This window comes from Pseudomonas sp. D8002 (assembly GCF_013385695.1).
In the GTDB taxonomy this organism is placed as follows: Bacteria; Pseudomonadota; Gammaproteobacteria; order Pseudomonadales; family Pseudomonadaceae; genus Aquipseudomonas.
The window spans coordinates 20037-37923 of sequence record NZ_JACAPM010000036.1 but is presented as its reverse complement, the minus strand read 5'-3'; the positions used below and the strand labels follow the sequence as shown (position 1 = coordinate 37923).

The window sequence follows — 17887 nt, the reverse complement described above, 5'->3', positions numbered from 1 at the left end:
GATGAACCATTCCTGGTTGTTCCTGGCGATCCTGGGCTGCTCGGCGGCCATGGCTGACAACAGCGCAGTGATCGACAACTCCGGCAAGCAATACAACGGCATCGTCTCGATCAACCAGGCGGCCGGCAATCAGCAACAACAGCTCAACAGCCGCGCGATTTCGGCGGGCAGCAACTCCCAGGCGGGCGGCGCCCTCAGCCAGACCATCGGCGGCGCACCGGCCGATCGCTCCCAGAACGCCAGGGTGGCGATCCAGGGCAGCTCTTTCAGCAATGGCAGCGGTGTACTGGGCGTCAACCAGTCGGCCGGGGCCAGCAACCAGATGATCAATGCGGTGCGGATAAGCGTGAATGCTGGCCCGCAAAGCATCGACGACAGCGTCATGTCGCAACAGAACGTGGCGCTGTCACCAAACTCAGGGTTCACCTCTACCACTGGCAGCCGCCAGGTCGTCACAAGCGACCAGGCCTTCGCCGGCAGCCGTGGAGTGGTACAGGTGAATCAGAGTGCCGGGGTGGGGAACCGCATGGCTAACGCCCTGAACGTACAGATCCAATGATTCATTGGAGCTCGAAGCTGGACCGTACCAACACTTAACCAACTAATTAGAAGCAAGGGGAAATACCATGAAAACTACAATGGCTCTTAAACCACTGGCCTTCGCTCTCGCTGCAATCATGGCTGCCGCCGCACATGCCAACCCACCTACTCATCAGCCTACCGCTGCAGTAGCCGCCGTTTCCGATGCGCAATCGAGCAACCACAATGGCGTGCTCAACCTGGGCACCCAGAACAACGCGTCGGCCAACAACTCGTTGAACGGCAGCAGCGGCAACGCCCAGGCCAACATCGCAGCCGGTGATGGCAACCAACAAGACAACCAGACCGCCATTGCGGCCGGTGATGCAGATGCCGTGTTTGCCCAAGCTACCATTACCCAAGACAACCGCAACAACGTCTCGGTGCAAGTGGCTACCCACAACAACGCTTCGCTCAACAACTCGGCCAACGGCAGCTCCGGCAACCTGGGTGTGAGCGTTGCCGCGGGTAACTTCAACCAACAGAAAAACCAACTGGCAATTGCTTCTGCCAGTGGTGCCGCCGCCGCTGCTTCGAGCAACACCACTCAAACCAGCGTCGACAACACCTTCCTCAATACCGTGGCCACTCAGTCTGGCCCATGGGGCAGCCACACTTACCTGCCTGTCGTGAACAACGCCAGCGCCAACAACTCGCTTAATGGCTCTTCGGGCAACCTGGGCGCCAACATTGCTGCAGGCGTGGGCAATCAGCAGGGCAACACCACTGTGATTTCCTCCGGCGTACGTTTCTGATGCAACGGGGCCTTGGCAACAAGGCCCCTTTTTATTCCAGTGTCCACCAGGCCATTCGATCATGCGGATCATCGCCCTCACCCTCCTGTTATTGCTCACCGGCCCGACTTGGGCGGGGCAAATGGCGATTGCTGCCATGCCCGGCGGTGGCGTGATCTTCAAGAAGGTCGAGAGCATCCGTGAACGCAAGTTCGCCAACCTGGTGGAACAGAAAACCGATTTCAGCTGCGGTGCCGCCGCCCTGGCCACCATCCTGCGCCAGGCCTACTGGATGGATGTGGATGAAGACCACATCATCAAGGGCATGCTGGTCAACGCCGATCAGGACCTGGTGCGTACCCAGGGCTTTTCGATGTTGGACATGAAGCGCTACCTGGAAAGCATCGGGATGCGCGCCCGGGGTTACCGGATCAATGCAGACACCCTGCTCACGGTGAAGATCCCGGTGGTGGTGTTGCTGGAGATTCGCGGCTACAAGCACTTCGTGGTGATGCAGCGCGCCGACAAGGACTGGGTGTACATCGGCGACCCGGTACTGGGCCATAAACGCTATGCCCGCGACGACTTCGTCAAAGGCTGGAATGGCATCGTCTTTGCAGTATTGGGCGAAGGTTATGACAAGACCAACGTGCTGCTCGACCCGCCCACCCCACTGACGGCGAAAAACAGAATCAATGAGTTCAGTCCGGTGCGGGACAGTGAATTGATGGACTTCGGTTTTATCCAGAGCGACTTCTTCTAGAAGCGCAATAAGGGGCAGGACGCTCCAGGAGCAAACGATGAACACTTACCGTTGGCTGACGGTCATGTGCCTGGCAGCCTCAATGCCCGCTTATGCGTCATCGGTGTTCAAACCGATTGAAATAAAGGACTCGGAACTGGCTGACCTGCGTGGTCGCTACGTGATGCCGGGGCGGATCATCAGTTTTGGCATCGTGATGAGCAGTACCTGGACCAATGCCGCCGGCGACAGCGTGACCGGCTCGGCCAGCATGAACGTCAACGCGTCGACCGTCACCCCGCAGTTTTATGTGCAGGTAACCGACAGCCCCACCAAAGTCTCGCCCAACCAGCCGAATGGCACCGGCACGGTGGTCGGTGGTGCCGGCCTGGGCAGTGGCCAGGGTGTGACCCAAAGCGTGCGCGCCGCCGGCGATGGCAACACCGCCAGCAATAACGTGAATATCAATGTGAACCAGAATGGCTTGTCGCCGGCCAATGTCGTCCAGTCCGGACAAGCCCTGGTGGCTGGCCAGTCGGTCACCGGCAGCACGGGTGCCGGCCAGGTCACGGTGTCGGCCGCCAATGGCGGGCTGCAAATGGCGATCCTGGCCAACAACAATCAGGGCAATTCGTTGCAGCAGATCGGCGCCGGGAATGTCCTGCAAGGCACGGTTTTGCAGGGTAACAGCAACTTCGTCAGCAACATGACCCAACTCAATGTGGTGCTGGGCAACAACGGTTTGAACAATTTGGGGCAGAATCTCAACCTGAATCAGCTCAGGGGCCTACGCCCTAACGGTTATTGAACTACGCTGTGCCTCGACACTTGCGCATTAGAAAGGGACGGCTTATTCCATGCATCGATCGCTATCGTTACGTGCCGTAATTTGTTTAAGCACGCTCCTGCCCGCATCCATGTTGTATGCCGCGCCGGACACCGACATAGACACATTGAAAAAGGAATTGCTGGAGCTCAAGCAACGCTACGAAGTGCAGCAAAAAGCACTGGCAGTGCTGGAGCAACGGGTACGCCAGGTGGAAGAACAACCGGTGGCGCCGCCGCCCAAACGCCTGGCCAAATCCCCGGCAGACTTCCAGAAAGGCGGCGCCACGGTGGCCGGCAACACGCCGGGAGTCGGCGCGGCTGCGGCCTCGGGCGGTGCAGCCGGTGGCGCGTCCTACGGCCAGTCCCTCAAGGATGATTCGGCCCCGGCACAGAGCGTGAGCAACTTGTATAACGAGGCCAGCGGGTTCTTTGGCAACGGCAAGTTCAGCTTTGAAACCGGCGTCACCTATTCCCGCTACGATGCCCGCCAGTTGACCCTCAACGGCTTCCTGGCGCTGGACTCGATCTTCCTCGGCAACATCAACCTGGACCGGATCAAGTCGGATAACTGGACCGTCGACCTCACGGGCCGCTACAACCTCGACAACCGCTGGCAGTTCGATATAAACGTGCCGGTGGTGTACCGCGAGTCGACCTATCAGTCCGGTGGTGCCAACGGTGGCAGCGGCACCGCGACCTCGGAACAATCGGTCACGCGTGACCCGACTATCGGCGACGTCAACTTCGGGATTGCCTACAAATTCCTCGACGAGAGCGTCAACCTGCCGGATGCCGTGGTGTCGGTGCGGGTCAAGGCGCCCACCGGCGAAGATCCGTTTGGGATCAAGCTGGTCCAGTCATCCAGCAACACCAACCTTTTCGTGCCGGAAAGCCTGCCCACCGGCAACGGTGTGTGGTCGATCACGCCGGGTATCTCGCTGGTCAAGACCTTCGACCCGGCGGTATTGTTTGGCTCGCTGTCGTACACCCACAACTTCGAAGACTCGTTCAGCGATATCAGCTCCCAGGTCGGCCAGAAGACCCCGGGGAAAGTGCAGTTGGGCGACAGCTTCCAGATCGGCGCTGGCGTGGCGTTTGCGCTGAACGAGAAGATGAGTATGTCGTTCTCGGTGTCCGACCTGGTGCAACGCAAGAGCAAGCTCAAGCCGGATGGCGGCGACTGGCAGTCGGTGGTTTCCAGCGACGCCAACGCGGGTTACTTCAACGTGGGCATGACGATTGCGGCGACCGACAACCTGACCATCGTGCCGAACCTGGCCATCGGGATCACACCGGATGCGCCGTCGTTCAGCTTCAGCCTGAAGTTCCCGTATTACTTTTAAGGCATGACAACGGGAAAAGCCCCACAACGATAAGGGTCGTTGCGGGGCTTTTCGGTTTACCCGCCCTAGCGGATCTGGTGTTTGTGCAGCAACCGGTAGAACGTCGGCCGGGAAACCCCCAGCACACGGGCCGCGACACTCAGGTTGTCGCTGTGCCGGTTGAGCACATCGCACAATGCCTGGCGTTCGGCACGGTGCTTGTAATCCTCCAGTGTAGCCATCGGCAGCGCGATTGCCTGCTGGCTTTGCAATCCCAGATCAACGGCTTCGATTTGCCGCCCTTCCGCCAGTACCAGGCCCCGCCGCACGCGGTTGGCCAACTCGCGCACATTGCCCGGCCAACCGTGCTCGCCCATGGCCACCAGTGCGTCTTCACTGAAGCTGCGGGGACGGCGGCCGGTTTCCTGGCTGTAGAAGTGTGAAAAATGGTTGGCCAGCATCGCCACGTCACCGTGGCGCTCGCGCAACGGCGCGGTGACCACTTGCAGGACGTTGAGCCGGTAATACAAGTCTTCGCGAAAAGTACCCTTTGCCACCGCGGCCTCCAAGTCGACGTGGGTGGCCGCCAACACGCGTACATCCACCGCAATCGGCTGGCTGCCGCCGACTCGCTCGATCTGTTTTTCCTGGAGAAAACGCAGCAGGTTGGCTTGCAGCTCCATGGGCAAGTCGCCGATCTCATCGAGAAACAAGGTGCCGCCGTGCGCCGCCTCGATCCGCCCCACCTTGCGCTGATGGGCGCCGGTGAAGGCGCCCTTCTCATGGCCGAACAGTTCGGACTGGATCAGGTGTTCGGGAATCGCCCCGCAATTGATCGCCACAAACGGCTTGGCATGGCGCTGGGATTGGCGATGCAAGGTACGCGCGACCAATTCCTTGCCGGTGCCGCTGTCGCCACGGATCAACACCGGGGATTCAGTGGGCGCCAGCTTGGCGAGCAGCTTGCGCAATTCCCGGATCGGACGGCTGTCCCCCAGCAACTCGTGTTCCGGCTGGCCCGCAGGCGCGTTGTTGCCCTTGCCCCGCAGGCGCGCCATGCCGAAGGCGCGGCCCAGGGTGACCTGCACCCGTGACACATCAAACGGCAAGGTATGGAAGTCGAAGAACCACTCACAGACAAAATCGCCGACATTCTGCAGGCGCAGCACTTCCTGGTTAAGCACCGCAATCCACTCGGTGCCGCTGCGGCTGATCAGTTCCTTGACCGCTTCGGGTCGCTCCAGGTGAAACGGCTGCAGGCGCAACAAACCCACGTCACAGGAGCGCTCACCCACCGACTCGAGGGCGCAGCTGTCCACGTCCCACCCCGCTGCGCGCAAACCGGGCAATAGCCGATGGCAGTCATCACAGGGATCGACCACAAGCAGGCGGCGCGGGGCAGGTGTAACAATCATGACTATTCCTTGGCGTCAAAATCGTTAAAGTTATTTAAAAACAACTATTTGCAAAGTCTGCTGGTAACCCTAGCAAGATCTTGACGCACCCTTTGTACCGATTCGCTATAAGTCGCGAACGAACCGGGTCTTTTATGTCAGTCGGGTGCGGTCAATTGCCGCGGCGTAACTTTCATGAGGCTTTCAAAATAGCCCCTTACATGACTTTAATCAGGGAAAGTTAAAAAATCTTCTTCTAACATGTGACCCGCACCCGGTGATCGTGCATCAGTACAAGTAACCAGTCGTTAGGCACGCCCAACCAACGGCTTCCACTTGAATGGGCATTTAGAGAGAAGACCCCATGAACGCCCCGCTCCGCATCAACGAAGCTCTTTTGATCGCAGACCGTGCTTTCCAGCCCTTTCAATGTGTGGCCTGGCACGATGGCAACGGCGCCCTGAGCCTGAGCGTCATCGACCGCACCAATACCCGTATCGGTAGCAAGCAGCTGTCTTCCAGCACTTATACCGACCCGGCACAGCTTGAGAACTTGCTGTTGCAGGCCCGTGCCGAACTCGACAAAGATGGCTACCAGTTGCAATCCTGGGCAATGCCCAAGTAACTGAAGCGTGCGTGAGACGGCACCCGAAAGTGTGCCGCCCGGCTGCGCAATATATTGACCCGCACTAACTCAAGTGGACAGTCAGCCATGCAAGTTGCAACTTTGCATAGCTGACTACTTATTAGTGTGGTTACCGATCAATAGGCCGAGAGAATAAACCGCTCGATGGCTTCCGCCGCACCGTCATCGACATTGCTGCCGGTCACGACGCTGGCCTGGCGCTTGACCACCTCTTCTGCCTGGCCCATGGCAATCGACAACCCCGCCACATGAAACATCGCCGGGTCATTGCCGCCATCACCGATGGCTGCGGTCTGTTGCAGTGGCACACCGAGGTGCGCCGCAAGGGTTCTCAATGCTTCACCCTTGTTGGCCTTCATGGCGGTGACATCCAGGAACACCGGCTGCGAACGCGACACCTGGGCCAATCCCTCGACCCTGGGCTGCAACTGCGCCTCGAGCTCCATCAGCAGCTGGGTATTGGTACTGGCAGCAACAATCTTGTCGACCCGATCCAGATACGGCTCGAAGCTCTCCACCACGATCGCCCCATAGCCCAGGCCGTGCTCCTCGCGAACCGCCATCGGTCCGCCGGGATCGCGACGCAGCCAGTCGCCGTCGGCAAACAGCCAGACTTCAACGTCCGGCTGCGGCGTAAACAAGGCCAACGCCACCAGCGCCGCCTCTGCCGGCAAGTGATGCGCCACCAGAATACTGCCGTCGGGATTGACCAGCGTGCCCCCGTTGAAGCCGGCAATCGGCACATCGATGCCCAGCGCTTCGACCTGCTGACGCATGGCCTTGGGCGGTCGCCCGCTGGCCAGGCTGAAAAACACCCCGGCCGCGCGCAAGGCGCGAACCGTATCAATGGTGCGCTGGCTGAGGCTGTGATCCGGATGCAGCAACGTGCCATCCATATCACTCAACACAAAACGGATGGGTTGACTCGGCAAGTCACTCATCCGAGGCTGTGCCAGGTACGGCCATCGCGGGCCAGCAACGCATCAGCCGCCGCCGGGCCGTCCTCACCCGCCTTGTAGGCCTGGATGCCGTCGTCCTGCTTCCACGCATCGAGAAAAGGCTGCACCGCACGCCAGCCGTTCTCGATGTTGTCGGCGCGCTGGAACAAGGTCTGGTCGCCGGTCATGCAGTCGTAGATCAGGGTTTCGTAACCTGTCGACGGCTGCATCTCGAAGAAGTCCTTGTAGGCAAACCCCAGTTCCACGTTGGCCATGTCCAGGGTCGGCCCGGGCTTTTTCGCCAGCAGGTCGAACCACATGCCTTCATTCGGCTGGATCTGGATCTTCAGGTACGTCGGCTTGAGTTCATCGACCTCGGTATCACGGAACTGCGCGTAAGGCGCCGGCTTGAAGCAGATGATGATCTCGGTGTCGCGGATGCTCATGCGCTTGCCGGTGCGCAGGTAAAACGGCACGCCCACCCAACGCCAGTTGTCGATCAACACCTTGAGGGCAACGAAGGTCTCGGTGCTGCTGTCTGGCGCAACGTTGGCCTCTTCGCGGTAACCCGGCAGCTGCTTGCCGCCGACTTCACCCGAGGTGTACTGGCCACGCACCGAGTTGGCCCGTGCGTCTTCCAGCGACCAGGGCCGGATGGCCCCGATCACCTTGGCCTTCTCGCCCCGCACTGCGTCGGCACCAAAGGCAGCCGGCGGTTCCATGGCGACCATCGCCAGCAACTGGAACAGGTGATTGGGCACCATGTCCCGCAGGGTGCCGGTGTGTTCGAAGAAACTGCCACGGGTTTCCACGCCGACGGTTTCGGCGGCGGTGATTTGTACGTGGTCAATGTAGTGGTTGTTCCAGAACGCCTCGAACAGCACATTGGAAAAACGGCTGATGAGGATGTTCTGGACGGTTTCCTTGCCCAGGTAATGGTCGATGCGGTAGATCTGCTTTTCGCTCATCACCTTGAGCAGGCAGGCGTTCAGCGCTTCGGCAGTGGCGAGGTCGGAGCCGAACGGCTTTTCGATCACCACCCGGCGGAACGCCTCCGGGGTTTCTTCCAGCAAGCCGGCCGCGCCGAGGCGCTGCACCACTTCGGCGAAGAAACGCGGCGCAGTGGCGAGGTAAAACACCGCGTTGCCAGTACCGCTGTCGGCAATCTTCTTGCCGATATCGGCGTAGGTGCCGTCGTCGAGGAAATCACCCTCGACGTAGCTGATGCCTTTGGCCAACTGTTCCCACAATGCAGGGTCCAGGGCGTTCTCGGCATTGCCCTTGACCTTGCTGGCGGCCTCGGTGCGAATGAAGTCCTCGAGCTTCTTGGCGAAATCGGCGTCGCTGATGGCGTTGTGATCAACGCCGACAATGCGCAAGCCATCGCCCAGCAGCCCGTCGCGGCTGAGGTTGTACAGCGCCGGCATGAGCAGGCGCTTGACCAGGTCACCGTGGGCACCAAACAGAAACAGTGTGGTGGGCGGAGCGGGTTCGGCCTTGGGTTTCTTGCCGTTGGCGGTCATTTTTTGGGAGTCTCCACATGGCCGCCAAAGCCGAAGCGCATGGCAGAAAGCATTTTGTCACCGTAGGTACTTTGCTGGCGGGAGCGGAAGCGTGCGAACAGCGAGTTCGACAGCACCGGAACCGGTACCGATTGTTCCATGGCGGCCTCGATGGTCCAGCGGCCTTCGCCACTGTCGGCGACCGAGCCGGAATACCCGTCGAGCTTCGGATCGGTGGCCAGGGCGTCGGCGGTCAGGTCCAGCAGCCAGGACGACACCACGCTGCCGCGGCGCCAGACTTCGGCGATATCGGCAACATTCAGGTCGAAGCGCTGGTCTTGCGGCAGGTTCTCCGAATTCTTGGTCTTGAGGATGTCGAAACCTTCGGCGAAGGCCTGCATCATCCCGTACTCGATGCCGTTGTGGATCATCTTGACGAAGTGCCCGGAACCGGCAGGCCCTGCGTGGATATAGCCGCGCTCGGCACGGCTGTCCGCTGCGGCGGAACGGTCCTTGGTACGCGGGATGGTGCCCAGGCCCGGTGCCAGGCTTTCGAAGATCGGGTCCAGCAGCTTAACGGTCTCGGCGTCGCCGCCGATCATCATGCAGTAGCCGCGCTCCAGGCCCCAGACGCCGCCGGAGGTGCCGACGTCGACATAGTGCAGGCCTTTTTCCGACAGGGCCTTGGCCCGACGGATGTCATCCTTATAGAAGGTGTTGCCGCCGTCGATGATCACATCACCGTCTTCAAGCAGTTGGCTCAGTTCTTCAATGGTGTTCTCGGTCGGGTCGCCTGCCGGCAGCATCACCCAGATCGCCCGGGGCTTTTGCAGCCCGGCCACCAGGCCTGCCAGGTCAGCAACGCCCGTGGCGCCCTCGCCTGCCAGACCTTTTACGAATGCTTCATTGCGGTCGTAAACCACGGTGGTATGCCCATTGAGCATCAGGCGCCGCGCAATGTTGCCACCCATGCGGCCTAGTCCAATAATCCCCAGTTGCATGTGCTGATGCTCCTTACTACGAATAAATGTGTGTCACAGTTTATAGCGCAATGAGGCTAATGAGGGTTAGTCCAGAGCGGATTGGCATAGTTTCATGACAAAAAGTGGCCATCCTTTCGCCTTCAGTGGGCTAAAAGTCACAACGACCATCAAAAATAAAAAAGTTCCCTTCGTTAAAAAAAGAATTCAGAATTGCCCCGACTGTTGCCGAGAGCCTCGATTCAAGCGCTCTGGCACCGCGATAGACCGGCTATTTGCGAGGTAAGCAATGAGCACTGCACACATGACCCGTCCGCCACAGACCCTCTACGTCACCATTCGCCGCGATGAATTGCGCCAGTTGAAAAACGAGCGCGACCAACTGCAGCAGGAAGTCATGCGTTTGCGCTCGCACCTGCAGGGCCAGCTCAATCAGCCGTCCGGCACCCAGCCCGCACTTTGCTGAACGTGGGCTGAACGAACCGTTCAGGAATAACTCACGAAGTTTTCACATCCCCCTCCCGATACTCCCGCCGAATAGGGCCGCGCTACGTGCGCAGGCCCTCTGTTTGCGTGCATCCCTGCGCGTTGACACTGAAATTATCGGGTTGGAGCGCTGGATGGCGATGTTCAAACGCAGCACTACGTCTGCGAAAGGTTTTGATTGGGCCGGCCTCGGCTGGATGTTTCTGTTCTTCTGGTATTTCTCGGGCATTACCCAACTGCTGATCCAACTGACCGGCACCTCCGGCTTCAGTGGTTTCCGCCAGGCATTCTTCATGAGCGCCCTGTGGCTGGCGCCGATGCTGTTGTTCCCGCGTCGCGCGCGCCTGGTGGCGGGGTTGATTGGCGTGGTGCTGTGGGCCTGTTCCATGGCCAGCCTGGGTTATTTCTTCATCTACCAGCAGGAATTCTCTCAAAGCGTCATCTTCATCATGTTCGAGTCGAACATCTCTGAAGCCGGCGAATACGCCACCCAATACTTTGCCTGGTGGATCGTGCTGGCGTTCATTGCCCACACCGCCATGGCCGTTTTCCTGTGGACCCGCGTACGCCCGGTTTACCTGCCACGTGGCCAGGCCATGCTGGCGGCTGCCGCAATCGTGATTGCCATCGTCGGCTACCCGCTGGTCAAGCAGATCGCCAAGAGCGAGACCATGGAACTGGCCATCGACCGCTTCGAAACCCGTATCGAGCCGGCAGTGCCATGGCAGATGATCGTCGCCTACCGCCGCTACACCGAACAACTGGATAACATGCAAGGCATGCTGACCAGCGCCAGCAAGATCCCGCCCCTGACCAACCTCAAGGACAGCATGGCCGGCCAGCCGTCGACCCTGGTGCTGGTGATCGGCGAGTCCACCAACCGCCAGCGCATGAGCCTGTATGGCTACCCGCGCAACACCACGCCGGAACTGGACAAGCTGCGGGACCAACTGGCGGTGTTCGACAACGTCATTACCCCGCGCCCGTACACCATCGAGGCGCTGCAACAGGTGCTGACCTTCGCCGACGAAGAAAACCCGGACCTGTACCTCAAGACCCCGTCCATCGTCAGCGTGATGAAGCAGGCCGGCTACAAGACCTTCTGGATCACCAACCAGCAGACCATGACCAAGCGCAACACCATGCTCACGACCTTCTCCGAACAGGCCGACGAGCAGGTGTACCTGAACAACAACCGCAACCAGAATGCGCGCCAGTATGACGGCGACGTGCTGGAGCCGTTTGCCAAGGCCATGTCCGACACCGCCGAACGCAAATTCATCGTGGTGCACCTGCTGGGTACCCACATGAGCTACCAGTACCGCTACCCGCCGACCTTCGACAAGTTCACCGACCGCCAGGGCGTGCCTGAGGGGGTCAGCGACGCACAGTTGCCGACCTACAACAGCTACGACAATGCGGTGCTTTACAACGATTTCGTGGTGTCGAGCCTGATCAAGGACTACGCCAAGACCGATCCGAACGGTTTCCTGCTGTACCTTTCCGACCACGGCGAAGACGTGTTCGATTCGGCCGGCCACAACACCCTGGGCCGCAACGAAGGCAAGCCGACGGCACCGATGTACACCATTCCGTTCATGGCCTACGCATCACCCAAGTGGCGTGAAAGCCATGACTGGAGTTTTGCCGGTGACTTGCAGCGCCCTTACACCAGCTCGCAGCTGATCCATACCTGGGCCGACATGGCCGGGTTGAGCTTCGACGAACTGGACCACAGCAAGAGCCTGGTCAGTGACAGCTTCAAGCCTCGGCCACGGCTGATTGGCGACCCGTATGCACGCCAGCAAAAACCGCTGATTGATTTCAGCCTGATCAAGCCGAAGCCAGACGCCGCCAACGTGGTCGTCAAGTAGCTTGAATCGCCCGGGTTTCATCCGCGCAATGCGGTGAAACCCGATTTGGCTGCAGCGCAAAGATAATAATTATTCTCGTTTAGCGCTAAAGTTCTCCGCCTCCTTTCGTCTTTGAGCCAATGGCATTTTTCATAGACGACAAGGAGTTCGCCGCGATGTTCGCGCCTATTACCCGTTCCATGACCTTGACCCTGGGCCTCTTCAGCGTGGTGCTGAGCCCGGACCTGCTGGCCGAAAACGACCCCGACCAGGAATCCCAAGCGCCGGCCAAAGCCCTGGAACTGGGCAGCACCAGCATCACCGCCGAAGGCCTTGGCGCCAACACCGAACACACCGGTGCCTACACCACAGGCTCAATGGGCACCGCCACCCGGTTGAACCTGTCCATCAAGGAAACCCCGCAGTCAGTCTCGGTGATCACCCGCCAGCAGATGGACGACTTCAACCTCAACACCCTGACCGAAGTGATGCGCCAGACCACCGGCGTGGTGGTGCAGCACCTGGACTCCGACCGGGTCGGCTATTCCTCGCGCGGCTACGGCATCACCAACTTCCAGATTGACGGCATGCTCAACACCTTCGGCCGCATGAAGTCCGATGCCGACACCATCATCTACGACCGGGTCGAAGTGGTCCGCGGCGCCACCGGCCTGACCACCGGCGCCGGCGACCCCTCGGCCACGGTCAACATGGTGCGCAAACGCCCGACCGCACAGTGGCAGGCCAAGACAGGCGTCAGTGGCGGCTCCCACGACAATTACTACAGCTACCTGGACGTTGGCGGCCCCCTGGCATTTGACGGGCGCCTGCGCGGCCGCACGGTTCTCGCCTACCGTGACACCCAGTCCTACCGCGACAACTACGCGCTGCAACGGGAAGTCGGCTACGGCATCCTCGAAGGCGACCTGACCGACGACACGGTGCTGGCGGTGGGCTTCGATTACCAGAACAAGCATGTGCAGGGCACCGCTTGGGGCACCTTGCCCTACTGGAACAGCGACGGCAGCAAAGCCAGGCTGCCCCGCTCCGCCAACATCGCGGCCCACTGGAGTTCCTGGCCGCTGAAAGATGAAACCACCTTCGCTACCCTCGACCACCGCCTGGCGGGTGACTGGCACCTGAAGGCCGCCTATACCCACCGTGAAAGCGACACCGACGGCAAGGTCTATTACGGCGGCTCAGGCTTCCCGAATGCCGACCGCAGCGGCATGACCGCCTGGACCAGCCACATGCTCGGCACCTCGAAAATGGACGTGGTCGACTTGAACCTGTCCGGGACCTATGCCCTGCTGGGTCGTGAGCACGAATTGATGGTGGGTTACGGCGAGTCCGAGCAGCGTGACGCTTCGCCACACCTGCGCAGCGGTACGGTGCCGAAGGACTACACCAGCATCGACGATTGGAAACACATGGGCGGGATCGGCAAATTCCCCGACACCAACACCGGCCTCAAGGGCGAACAAGGCAGCACCCGCCAAAAGGCCGGCTACCTGGCCACCCGCCTGAGCCTGACCGATCGCCTGCATGCGGTATTGGGCAGCCGCTACGGCAGCTGGGAGATCGAGAGCACCACCTACAACTACAACAGGGACACTGACCAGTTCCTCGGTACGTCAAAATCCAGCCAGACCCACCACGACATGTGGACACCCTACGCCGGCCTGCTCTACGACCTGACCCCGGAGTACACCGTCTACGCCAGCTACACCGATATCTTCAACCCGCAGGAAGAACGCACCGCCAGCAAGCAATACCTGGAGCCGGTGGTAGGCAGCAACTATGAAGTGGGCATCAAGGGCAGCCTGCTGGAAGAGCGCCTGAACCTGGCGGCCGCGTACTTCTGGAGCAAACAGGACAACGTCGCGGAACTGGACAGTTTGACCCCACCGGATCCGGAGACCGGTGAGCAGTTCTTCACATCCGGCGGCAAAGGCAACAAGGTTCAGGGTTTCGAGGTAGAGGTGTCCGGAGAGGTGCGCCCCGACTGGAACCTGACCGCCGGATACACCTACACCCACTCCCTGAACGGGGACAAGCAGCGCAATAACACCCACCTGCCGCTGAACCTGCTGCGCGTGTCCACGGCCTACCGCCTGCCCGGCGAATGGCACGCGCTGACGGTCGGCGGCGCGGTGAATTGGCAAAGCGACTTCTACGACTTCGCCTATCGCCCGGTTGGCCGGGACACCAATGGAGCCCTGATCAGGGAGCGCACCCGGATCACCCAGCAGGCCTATACCGTGGTCAACCTGATGTCGCGCTATGAGTTCGATGACCACTTGTCGGCGTCACTTAATATCAACAACCTATTTGATAAAAAATATTACGAGCGCGTCGGCTTCTATAACGGCGTGTATTGGGGAGACCCGCGCTCTATCAGCGTCGCACTGGACTGGAAGCTCTGAATTCATCGCTGCTAAAGATTGGAAGTTAACGAAATCGTTAACTTTCAGTCAGCGCGAGGTTAACCCTTACTTAATATCATTGGCCCACAGTCTCCCCATCCCGCCGCTGATGACAACGCGCGGACCCAACACACTTACTGAGACACTGCCATGAAATTTTCGACTGTTATCCTTGCCGGCCTGATGACCATGACTTCCGTAGCCGCCTTTGCAGAAGGCGGATCAGAGCGTTCGAAGGAGTTCTACAACAACTTCACCTTCGTTCAGGAACAGACTCACGGTGCTGCCCAGCAAACCGCAATGGCTGACGGCAAGACCGAAAATCCGGCAACGGCCGACCAAACTACCAACACACCGAACAGCTGATTTACCCGCAATACCTGTGCTATTCCGCTCTGATAGCCAAGGTCAATTTGGCGCCACTCGCTGGCGCCTTTTTTTTGCCTTTTAATTAAATAAACATTAATTAAAGCGGCTTGCTCCAGAACAACATCCGGCCATGTTGCGGATCAAATACCGAATCATCAAACCCAAACTTTCGATACGCCGACTGCGCCACGGCGTTGCCTTCAAGCACCTCGAGGGTGATCTTGCAGCAACCGCGCTGGCGAGCAATTTCCTCGACCTTTTGCAGCATCTTCTGACTCAGCCCCAGGCCACGGAATTGATCCATCACCACCACGTCGTGCACGTTGACCAGCGGGCGGCAGGCAAAGGTGGAAAACCCTTCAAAGCAGTTCACCAGGCCGGCCGGCGTACCGCCGACAAAGGCCAGCACACTGAACGCGTGGGTACGCTTGGCCAGCTCTGCCGGCAGTTGCTGCAAGCGGTCGGCCGGCAGGCTGTGGCCACCGCCCATGGGGTCTTCGGCGTAATGATTGAGCACCAGGCCAATGGCCTCGGCGTGTACCGGATTGGTGTAGCTGGCTTGCAGCACCAGGATGTCTGCGCTGTCCATTTCCTTCCTCGTTGACGGTGCGACAGGGACTCGGTCCCCATAAAAGGGCTCGATTGTAAGCGCGGTGCAGGCATTAGATGAAGGAGATTAACTACATTTGCCCGCGTGAAAGCGCGCCAGGCTCGCCAAACCGTGCCAGTTGCATCTCCTGCAGGCGGCTCAGGGTGCGGCGGAATGGAAACTCCAGGTAACCCTCGGTGTAGAGGCTTTCCAGCGGCACCCGGGCCTCGATGTACAGCGGCACCTTGCGGTCGTAGCACTCGTCCACCAGCGCGATGAAACGCCGGACGCTGTCGTCATGCACCGACAGTTCCGGCAGTTCCCGGTCCCCGGCGTCCACCCGTTCGGCAGCGTCTTCGGTGCCACGAGCGATTCGTCCCGGGCGCTTTTGCGCGCTGAGGTTGGGCACCTCGCCGAGCAAAATGGCCTTGAACCGATCACACAGCAGCATGAAATCCATCGCCGCCAACGGCTGCTCACACAGGTCGGCGTAGCAACACCACAGCACGGTTTCACTGGACTGCACTGCCACGATGGAGCGGTAGCCGACCGCAACCGGGGCGCTGCTCACTGCCTGCCCGGCGCTCAACTGGCGAAACACCTCGGCCAACGCGTCGGGCTGGTCGACCCAGTAACGCTGCAGTGCGGTGCCCGGGTGCAGACGATGATCTTCCCCGCCATCGACTGCCACCACTCGCATATGCTGTTTGATCGCTTCGATTCCCGGCAGGAAACGATCCCGGTTGAAACCGTCGGCGTACAGCTGGTCCGGTGGCTGGTTGGACGTGCAGACCATCACCACGCCTTCCTCGAACATCACCTGGAACAGCCGTCCGAGGATAATGGCGTCACCAATGTCGTTGACGAACAACTCATCGAAACACAGCACCCGCACTTCCCGGCTCAGTTCGCGGGCCAGGGCCTGCAAGGGATCGTGGGTGCCCGTGAGCTGGAATGAACGTTGGTGCACCCAGCCCATGAAGTGATGAAAATGCTGGCGCCGCGCTGGCACTCCCAGGCTTTGGTAGAACTGGTCCATCAGCCAGGTCTTGCCCCGGCCGACCGGGCCCCACAGGTACACCCCGGTGATGGGCCCATGGCCGTGGTGCAAGGCCTGATGGCAGTCCTGCAGGGCTTGCACCGCCTCGCGCTGGGCGTCGTCGGGGACAAAACCCTGTTCGGTGATGGCGTGCTGATAGGCGGCAAGTGGCGAGTCGAAAGTCATGCCCGGCAGTATGCCATGACGGCTACAGGGAAATATCCAATCGGGCAATCTTGCCGTGTTCATTGAGGCGGAAGGTATAGCGCAGCTCCAGCGGGCTGCCGGGAAAGCTGCCGGTGATCAGGTTGCTGACCAGCACCTTGCCCGTGCGGTGCTGCACATTCAGCACCTGGACCCTGGGCTGGTAACGACGCCCCGTGTCTTCCATCCAGCGGGCGATGGCGGCGGTACCGACCCGGTGCTCGCCTTCGTCGAACACGTTGGCATCTTCGGCGAAACAGTCGGCCACCAGCGAGGTGTCGCCGGCATTCGCCGCAGCAATGTAGGTTGCAATAGCCGGGGCCAGTTCAGGGGTGGGTTGGGACATGGTGACAGCTCCTTTTTAGTGATTTATGGAGCCATCCTAAAGCAGCGTTGTGTCAGTTCTTGTCAGGAGTGAACGGCCCGGATTCGTTCTGTTCCATCAGCTTGCGCCAGCCCCGCAACCAATCGCTGCGGCGCCCCGGATACCGTTCACCTTGCAGGCGCGCGGCGGCCACTCGGTCGGTGCGGAAGGTGCGATAGGCCCCACGCAATTCACACCACGCGACGATCACCCGCACTTCGTTGAGAAAGCCCAGGGCCAGGGGCCAGATCAGGCGCTGGCTGGCGGTCTGGCTAGCATCGGCGTAGTCGATGTGCAGCTTGGCCTGGCCGCGAATGGCCTCGCGGAACACATTCAACGGCACGCGATTTTCCGGGTAGCCGAAGCCTGGCGGGCCCGGCAACACCGTCGGATTGCGCAAGGCTTCCTGGGCAGCCGGGTCAAGCACGTCGGCGATCTTTGCAAGCGCATTGGCCGCCGCCTGGCTCAGTACGTCATCACCGCGCTGGTCGACATACCGCAAGCCCAGCACGATGGCTTCGGTCTCGTCGGCATTGAGCATCAGCGGCGGCAGGAACAGGCCCGCACGCAGCACATAGCCCACGCCCGCCTCGCCGTAGATCGGCGCGCCCAACGCGGTCAATTCGGCGATATCGCGGTACAGCGTGCGCTCGGAAATCTCCAGTTCTGCCGCCAGCACGGCGGCCGTCACCGGGCGCTTTTTGCCCCGCAGGACTTGCAACAAGGTCAACAGACGACTGGTACGCGACACGTTGATCATGCTCGAAAAAGAAAGGTGGCGCAGCTTAGCAGACGCCTCCGTCAGAAAGTGTCAGGAGCAGGCACCCTTCCCTTCAGCCGCCAAAAAAGCTCCTTGACGAAATATATGACTCGCATCATATTTAATAGATGT

The 17887-nt window shown here is 60.2% G+C and carries 18 protein-coding genes; 10 read left to right on the top strand and 8 right to left on the bottom strand.

The window, feature by feature from the left end; genetic code table 11:
• The first annotated feature begins 1 nt into the window (after position 1).
• The 5 genes from HX807_RS21900 (at position 2) to HX807_RS21880 (ending at position 4226) form a co-directional block, all read left to right on the top strand.
• Positions 2-559 carry an adhesin gene (locus HX807_RS21900; RefSeq protein WP_177051028.1) on the top strand — a complete coding sequence of 186 codons (558 nt, stop codon included), beginning with the start codon at positions 2-4 and terminating at the stop codon, positions 557-559.
• A 79-nt stretch (positions 560-638) separates the two neighbouring features.
• Complete coding sequence (locus tag HX807_RS21895; RefSeq protein WP_008432027.1) at positions 639-1334, top strand: hypothetical protein; 696 nt, start codon at positions 639-641, stop codon at positions 1332-1334.
• 61 nt (positions 1335-1395) lie between these two features.
• Positions 1396-2076: a C39 family peptidase gene (locus tag HX807_RS21890; protein WP_003217941.1), complete on the top strand. Its 681-nt coding sequence runs from the start codon at positions 1396-1398 to the stop codon at positions 2074-2076.
• Positions 2077-2113: 37 nt separating this feature from the next.
• A complete protein-coding gene (locus HX807_RS21885) occupies positions 2114-2863 on the top strand; it encodes a hypothetical protein (protein WP_003217939.1) in 750 nt (249 codons plus the stop codon).
• Positions 2864-2912: 49 nt separating this feature from the next.
• The gene (locus HX807_RS21880) at positions 2913-4226 is read left to right on the top strand and encodes an autotransporter domain-containing protein (protein ID WP_177051026.1); all 1314 of its coding nucleotides are present in this window, start codon (positions 2913-2915) and stop codon (positions 4224-4226) included.
• Between the two features lie 65 nt (positions 4227-4291).
• Here HX807_RS21880 and HX807_RS21875 read toward each other — a convergent pair whose 3' ends face one another.
• On the bottom strand, positions 4292-5620 hold the full coding sequence (locus tag HX807_RS21875; RefSeq protein WP_003217935.1) for a sigma-54 dependent transcriptional regulator: 1329 nt from the start codon (positions 5618-5620) through the stop codon (positions 4292-4294).
• 343 nt (positions 5621-5963) lie between these two features.
• On the opposite strand from HX807_RS21875, the gene HX807_RS21870 reads away from it, so the two are divergent.
• Positions 5964-6224, top strand: a complete 261-nt coding sequence (locus tag HX807_RS21870) for a hypothetical protein (RefSeq protein ID WP_003217933.1) — start codon at positions 5964-5966, stop codon at positions 6222-6224.
• A gap of 137 nt (positions 6225-6361) precedes the next feature.
• Here the strand turns inward: HX807_RS21870 and HX807_RS21865 are convergent, their stop codons facing one another.
• From HX807_RS21865 to gnd, 3 genes are read right to left on the bottom strand one after another with little or no spacing between them, the layout of a single operon-like run.
• The gene (locus HX807_RS21865; protein ID WP_003217930.1) at positions 6362-7186 is read right to left on the bottom strand and encodes an HAD family hydrolase; all 825 of its coding nucleotides are present in this window, start codon (positions 7184-7186) and stop codon (positions 6362-6364) included.
• Positions 7183-8706, bottom strand: coding sequence for a glucose-6-phosphate dehydrogenase (gene zwf / locus HX807_RS21860; protein ID WP_003217928.1), 1524 nt, complete (start codon positions 8704-8706; stop codon positions 7183-7185). The genes HX807_RS21865 and zwf overlap by 4 nt, the downstream gene beginning before the upstream one ends.
• Positions 8703-9710 (bottom strand): phosphogluconate dehydrogenase (NAD(+)-dependent, decarboxylating), encoded by a 1008-nt coding sequence (gene gnd, locus HX807_RS21855; protein WP_256579633.1) that lies wholly within the window; start codon positions 9708-9710, stop codon positions 8703-8705. Before gnd ends, zwf begins: the two co-directional genes overlap by 4 nt.
• A 244-nt stretch (positions 9711-9954) precedes the next feature.
• Here gnd and HX807_RS21850 point away from each other — a divergent pair, with 244 nt between their 5' ends.
• The 4 genes from HX807_RS21850 to HX807_RS21835 all read left to right on the top strand — a co-directional run bounded on the left by HX807_RS21850 (position 9955) and on the right by HX807_RS21835 (position 14796).
• Positions 9955-10131, top strand: coding sequence for a DUF6026 family protein (locus HX807_RS21850; protein WP_023658901.1), 177 nt, complete (start codon positions 9955-9957; stop codon positions 10129-10131).
• A gap of 154 nt (positions 10132-10285) precedes the next feature.
• Positions 10286-12025 (top strand): phosphoethanolamine transferase CptA, encoded by a 1740-nt coding sequence (locus HX807_RS21845; RefSeq protein ID WP_003217921.1) that lies wholly within the window; start codon positions 10286-10288, stop codon positions 12023-12025.
• 155 nt (positions 12026-12180) lie between these two features.
• A complete protein-coding gene (locus HX807_RS21840) occupies positions 12181-14430 on the top strand; it encodes a TonB-dependent siderophore receptor (RefSeq protein WP_177051016.1) in 2250 nt (749 codons plus the stop codon).
• A 150-nt stretch (positions 14431-14580) separates the two neighbouring features.
• A complete protein-coding gene (locus HX807_RS21835) occupies positions 14581-14796 on the top strand; it encodes a hypothetical protein (protein ID WP_177051014.1) in 216 nt (71 codons plus the stop codon).
• Positions 14797-14896: 100 nt separating this feature from the next.
• On the opposite strand, the gene HX807_RS21830 is transcribed toward HX807_RS21835, so the two are convergent.
• From HX807_RS21830 to HX807_RS21815, 4 genes are all read right to left on the bottom strand, one after another.
• The gene (locus tag HX807_RS21830) at positions 14897-15388 is read right to left on the bottom strand and encodes a GNAT family N-acetyltransferase (RefSeq protein WP_177051012.1); all 492 of its coding nucleotides are present in this window, start codon (positions 15386-15388) and stop codon (positions 14897-14899) included.
• Between the two features lie 91 nt (positions 15389-15479).
• Positions 15480-16613, bottom strand: a complete 1134-nt coding sequence (zapE, locus tag HX807_RS21825; RefSeq protein WP_177037255.1) for a cell division protein ZapE — start codon at positions 16611-16613, stop codon at positions 15480-15482.
• A 22-nt stretch (positions 16614-16635) separates the two neighbouring features.
• Complete coding sequence (locus tag HX807_RS21820; protein ID WP_008432007.1) at positions 16636-16977, bottom strand: nuclear transport factor 2 family protein; 342 nt, start codon at positions 16975-16977, stop codon at positions 16636-16638.
• 52 nt (positions 16978-17029) lie between these two features.
• Positions 17030-17746 (bottom strand): YafY family protein, encoded by a 717-nt coding sequence (locus HX807_RS21815; protein ID WP_032898885.1) that lies wholly within the window; start codon positions 17744-17746, stop codon positions 17030-17032.
• Positions 17747-17887: the final 141 nt, after the last annotated feature.